General features: G+C 54.2%; 4 protein-coding genes. 3 read left to right on the plus strand and 1 reads right to left on the minus strand.

Annotated features, from left to right (window positions below):
* On the plus strand, window positions 1-922 hold a 922-nt coding region (locus tag JNJ77_14240; protein MBL8823744.1), incomplete at its 5' end, for a recombinase zinc beta ribbon domain-containing protein.
* On the plus strand, window positions 919-1,308 hold the full coding sequence (locus tag JNJ77_14245) for a hypothetical protein (GenBank protein ID MBL8823745.1): 390 nt from the start codon (window positions 919-921) through the stop codon (window positions 1,306-1,308). The genes JNJ77_14240 and JNJ77_14245, both read left to right, overlap by 4 nt.
* Here the strand turns inward: JNJ77_14245 and JNJ77_14250 are convergent, their stop codons facing one another.
* Complete coding sequence (locus JNJ77_14250) at window positions 1,309-4,494, minus strand: tetratricopeptide repeat protein (GenBank protein ID MBL8823746.1); 3,186 nt, start codon at window positions 4,492-4,494, stop codon at window positions 1,309-1,311.
* 245 nt (window positions 4,495-4,739) lie between these two features.
* Between JNJ77_14250 and JNJ77_14255 the strand changes: the two genes are divergently transcribed.
* A complete protein-coding gene (locus JNJ77_14255; protein MBL8823747.1) occupies window positions 4,740-5,804 on the plus strand; it encodes a WD40 repeat domain-containing protein in 1,065 nt (354 codons plus the stop codon).
* Window positions 5,805-5,874 lie beyond the last annotated feature (70 nt).

The following is a 5,874-nucleotide window of genomic DNA, read 5'->3' on the forward strand; positions in this document are numbered from 1 at the left end:
GCGTGGCTGGCGGAACAAGCTGTACACCACCCGCAAAGGTATTGCCAAAGGTGGCATGGAGTTCACCCGCACCAGCTTATGGAACCTGCTCACCAATCCACTGTACTTCGGTCAGGTAAGACACAAAGACAACGTCTATGCAGGGGAACACGAAGCCATCATAGATGAAGTTCTCTGGCAACGGGTGCAGACTCAACTGGAACGTAATGGCATCCATGGTGGCCGGGAAATCAAGAACCGCCATGGGTCGATATTGAAAGGTTTGCTGCGATGCGTTCCCTGCGGATGTGCCATGACACCCTCGTACTGCTGCAAGAACGGCAAAGTGCAGTATCGATATTACACCTGCACCAAAGCTCAGAAGCAGGGTTGGGAGAAGTGTTCTTCCAAGAGTGTACCCGCAAGTCAGATGGAACAGTTTGTCCTGGAACGCATCCGTGGCATTGGCAGCGATCCAGCTTTACAAGCTGAAGTTCTCCAGATTATCCACCAGCATCATGAAGAACACCGGCAAACCCTGAAGTCAGAACAGGCGCTACTGGAACGTGAACTGAAACGCTGGCAGCAAGAAACCAGAAATCTGATAAGCCAGGTCAAAGCAGGTGAAGTCAACACTCTAGTAACCAGCCGATTGGCTGAAGTGCAGGAACGCATCGCCCACGAAACGCCACGGTTGGCCCAGATTCGCGATGAACTGGAACGGCTGGCCGATTGGTCGATAACCGCCGAATCCGTGGCCACGGTGCTAGGCCGATTCGATGAACTCTGGAAGGCCATGAATATCGTTGAGAAGCAGAAGCTGCTGCAACTTCTCATCGACCGCATTGATTACGATGGCAAGGTGGGCCAAGTGACCATTCACTTCCATCCGACTGGCCTCGAATCCTTATTAACTGAAACCATCACGGAGAACGCTGCATGATTGCCAAGACGTGGAATGTATCGTTTGAAACGCATCGCAAGGGCCAGCGGGTGATGACTACCCGAAAGCGGTCCCCTGCACTGCCGGAAGGTCGCATACCACGTATCTCCCGGCTGATGGCGCTGGCACATCATCTGGAACGCTTGGTGGTAACTGGCATGGTCAAGGACTATGCGGAATTGGCTCGCTTGGGACATGTCAGCCGGGCACGCATCAGCCAGATTATGAACCTTCTGCTCCTGGCACCGGATATTCAGGAGGAGATTTTGTTCCTGCCTAAGACTATCAATGGACATGACCCAATTAAGTTGAAGCATCTGCAGCCGATTTGTCTGGAAATGGATTGGGGGAGGCAGAGGGAGATGTGGAAGAGATTTCTCTCGTGATCATTTCTTGGCTGGCGCTGGCTTTGGTAGTTTCTCTTTCTCCGCCTGCCACTTCTTCACTTCGTCGGGCTTGTTGGTTTCAGTGTAGAGTTGGATGAGGCGGTCGAGAGCTTCGGGGAGGCGTGGGCTGCCCGCGGGGATTACTGACTTGCGAGCCTTCAGCCCTGCGTAGGCCTCCATGAGCAGCGGCTCAGCCTCGGTATACTTCTTCTGGCTAAGGAGCGCGCCACCCAGCAGCGACATAGTGTTGAAAGTGGACCAGGCGTCGGGCTTCTGCTTCATTCGCAACGACAGGCACTCGCGAAGCAGTGGCTCTGCGTCAGCGAACTTGCCCGCGGAAAGCCGGGTGAACCCCAGATTACTCATGCTGACGAGCGTGCTGGGGTGGTCAATACCCAATTTTTCTTTCTGAAGGTGAAACGCTTGCTCCGCCAGAGGCAACGCCTTGTCAAGATCGCCGCTGTCTCGGTAGATCATTGCCAAATTGTTCATGGCACCAAGGGTGTTAGGGTGGTCGGAACCCAGGTTGGTTTTCTTGAGAGGGAGCGACTCTTCCAGCAGGATACGGGCCTTGTCGATGCGTCCGGCACTTTGGTAAACTCCCGCCAAATTGGCCATAATGAACAGCGTGTCCGGATGATTGATACCCAATTTCACCTTTTGTAAATTGAGAGCTCGTTCGAGCAGCGGCAGGGCTTCGTCGAGTCGACCGGCAGACTCATAGGCTTTCGCGAGATGGCCCATGGTGATGAGCGTGTTGGGATGGTCTTGCCCCAGCTTCGTTTTTTGCAAGCGAAACGTTTCCTCAAGAATCGGTAGCGCCTTCTCGAACGACCCAGCGGCGATGTAAGCTGCTGCCAGGTTGCTCTTCGATTCGAGGACAGTGGGGTGGTCGTGTCCGAACTGGGCCTGCTTCAGCCGAAGGGATTCCTCCAGTAGTGGAAACGCCTTGTCAAACTGCTGGGCAAAGACGTAGTTCATCGCCAGGTTGGACATAGTGTTAATGGTTCGGGGATGCTCGGCTCCAAGCCTCGACTTCTGTAATAGATAAGTCTCTTCGATCAGTCGCTTGGCTTCTTGATGTTTTCCGGCCTCAGTGAGACATACTGACAAACTGTTAATGGCGTCGAGCGTGTCGTAATGGTCGGGGCCCATCGTTATCTTCTTCTTCCTGACCGTCTCGTTCAGCAGCGGCAAGGCCTTGTCGAACTTGCCGGCCTTTCGGTATGCTACGGCCAGGTTCTGTATACCATTCAGGGTGTGCTCATGGTCGTGGCCTAACGTCGACTTCGCCTGTTCGACCGCCTGCTCGAACAATGGCAGCGCCTTGTCGAGTCGCCCAGCGCTCTCATAGCCTTGCGCCAAGTTGTCTATCCCGTAAACGGTTTCTGGATGTTCGTAGCCCAACGTTGCCTTCTTTCGCGAGAGGACATCTTCGAGCAGCGTCAGCGATTCGTTGAGACGGCCCGCTGCGCCATAGCTTTGGGCCAGGTTGGTCATGGCGACCAGTGTCTCTGGATGATTGGGACCCAAACGCGCCTTCTGTATGGCAGTGGACTTCTCCAACAATTCGATGGCCCGATTCGCATCCCCCAGTCGAAAGATCGAGATACCAAGGATGTTCTGCATCTTTGCCACGGCCAGCGGATCGCCGATGGCGGAGCCTTCGAGTTCCGTCACCGCCTTGGTCAGATTTTTCTTGAGTGCCTCGCTGAATTCACCGACGGTTCCGTAGCTCACCCTGGGATCCAATCCATTGAACACAGACCCCAAGAGTTCATTTCCCTTCTTGGCGTAAGCCAGGTTGGTCTCGGCCTCCTTTCTCCTCTCCTCCGCGAGTTCCTTCGCTTGCCTCTCTTTCTCGGCGGCGTTCAGCGCCAAATACTCCTGCCGCATTGCTTCGTACAACCCGATGGAGGTGCCAATGATTCCTGCGATCAGTGCTGCCAGCACCAGGCCCGCTGCCAGGACATTCCCTTTGTTCCGCCTCACCAGTTTTTTCAGGCGATAAGCTGCACTGGGCGGAGCTGCTGTTACAGCCTCTCCCGACAAGTACCGCATGACATCGGCGGCAAAACCATTCGCTGTTTCGTATCGACGGTTGCGATCCTTCTCCAGCGCCTTCATGACGATCCAGTCAAGATCGCCTTTCATGAGTGATGACAACTTCTTAGGTTCCATCTGCCTCTGTGCTGCAACGGTCGGTAGACTTTCAGTCTGTCCTACTTTCGTGCTCGGTTTACTGGGCTCTTCCTCCTTGATGATACGCAGCACCTCGGCCCAGATAGCATGCTTGAAGCGTTGCTTCTCCAGGGGTGTGACACCCGTCAGCAGTTCATAGAGGATGACACCCAACGAATAAATGTCAGTACGGGTATCGATATCGAGGTTGTTCAGTTCAGCCTGCTCGGGGCTCATGTAAAGCGGCGTGCCCAACACTACTTCGTGGCCGGTGTGCAACGTCCGTTCCGTCAACGAATGATGCAGCGCCTTGGCCAGGCCAAAGTCAATCACCTTGGGAACAGGCTTGCCATCGTAAAGAGCAACAAGGATGTTGCCCGGTTTCAGATCACGGTGGATGATCCCTTTCTGGTGCGCATGCTGCACCGCCTGACAGATCTGCACGAACAGGTGGAGACGTTCATCAATGGTGAGTTTGACATCATCGCAGTACGTTGTCAGAGGTAGTCCCTTGATGTATTCCATGACGAAGTAAGGCCGACGTTCCTCCGTTAAACCTGCATCCAAGACCTTAGCAATGTTGGGATGATCCATCATGGCCAGAGCCTGCCGTTCTGCTTCAAACCGTGCCAGCACACTCTTGGAGTCCATGCCCGCCTTGATGAGCTTCACGGCTACCTTGCGTTTCACAGGTACGGTCTGCTCGGCTACATAAACAGTTCCCATGCCTCCTTCGCCGATGGATTCGAGCAGCTTGTACTTGCCCGCAATGAAGGTGCCGACAGCCGTATCGGCAGAAGTGAAGTTGACCGTACCTTCCAGACCGGTAGTCGCCTGCATGGCTAGTGGTGAGTTGGAAAGCGGTGACGAGCCTGCATCTGCTTGCAACAAAGCTTCTACCCGTGCCCGCAATTCCGGCTTGCCCTCACAGGCACGGTCCAGCAGGGCCTCTCGTTCCGCTTCAGGCGTTTTGCGGGCTAAATCAAACAGCGTTTCTTCTGTCATGGCATGCCTCCAACTCAACTAGCGAGAATAGAGGCTGGCAAGCGTCAATGATAGTTTTTTTTCTGAGGGAATTTGGGATTATATTCCTCCTGAATCCTCCTCCCTTTCCCCCGTCATGCTCTAACTGTCATCCTGCGTAAGCAACATCATGGTGATGCCAGCACGCACCAGGAGACAGAGACATGGCGAACAAGAGATTAGCGATAGAATGCTAAGAGTTCGGTTTCTACCGCGAGACACCATTTATGAAGCAGGCTTTATATCCTTTAATCATTGCCTGGACCTGCGTCGTGGCCGTGCCTGGTCTTTCGGCACATGAGATCCAACCACGTTTGAAATTCAAAGCGCACACTGGCATGACACGCACGGTCCTCATCACATCGGATGACAAATCTTTGATCACTCTGGGTGGTGAACGCCTCGAAAATGACGGAAAACTTGTCGGCGACACTACCGTGAAGGTGTGGGATCTTAGCACGGGCAAACAACGAGAATTTCCGCAATTCGCGGGCCAGGCCATCGCTTTATCGCCTGAAGGTAAGTGCTTGGCTGTGATCGATAACCACTCGGTAAGGCTAGTTGATCTGCTTACGGGCAAAGTAGTCTCCACATTCAGCGAAAGCAAATTCCCACTTCGGAGTGTGGCGTTCTCTCCTGACGGGAAAACATTAGCGATCGGCTGGAGCAATGACGGCCCCAAACCGGGAAGCAAGCTTGGGGTCGCGCAGATATGGGATTTAGCGACCAGTAAGCCCATTGCTACTCTAGAACCGAACCGAGGTCCAATGCGGACTTTGGCGTTCTCTTCCGACGGCAAATTGTTGGCCGTCGCTACACAAACGTTTCCGAGCATCGGCGATGTGCGATTCTGGGATGTGTCATCGGGGAAACTTCATTCCACGCTTGAAGCCGGCGGTGTCGATTGTCTTGCATTCTCCCCGGACGGGAAGACGTTAGCGGCGGGATGCGGCGGCCGCTTAGTTCGCATTAAGAAGGACACGCCCCACCACGTTCGCCTCTGGGATGTGGAGGCCGCCAGCAACCTCCAGTTCATCCGGTACGAGTTTAGGGTGTTGTGCATAGCCTTCAGCCCAGACGGTACAACCGTAGCGGCGGGCAGCGAAGGCGGCGAATTAGCTCTTTGGAACAAGGCGACGGGAAGATTGCGTTGTGACGTTCCAGACCAGCGCGGGTACGTGCTGTCCGTAGCCTTTACGAGAGACGGCAAGACACTAGTGTCTACAAATAGCGAGGGCGAGGTCCGTTGTTGGGACGTGGCCAAACTTCCGAAGGGGAACTCTGGCAATTAGCCATACTGCCCCAGGAACTTCAAATGCAATCGATGGAAGTTATGATTGACAGAGTCACGTTTATGCACAG

The sequence above is a fragment of the Planctomycetia bacterium genome, assembly GCA_016795155.1.
Classification (GTDB): domain Bacteria; phylum Planctomycetota; class Planctomycetia; order Gemmatales; family HRBIN36; genus JAEUIE01.

Coding starts and splice junctions, on each gene's coding strand:
- JNJ77_14245 (MBL8823745.1), top strand. CDS start 919: ATGATTGCCAAGACGTGGAATGTATCGTTTGAAACGCATCGCAAGGGC.
- JNJ77_14255 (MBL8823747.1), top strand. CDS start 4,740: ATGAAGCAGGCTTTATATCCTTTAATCATTGCCTGGACCTGCGTCGTG.
- JNJ77_14250 (MBL8823746.1), bottom strand. CDS start 4,494: ATGACAGAAGAAACGCTGTTTGATTTAGCCCGCAAAACGCCTGAAGCG.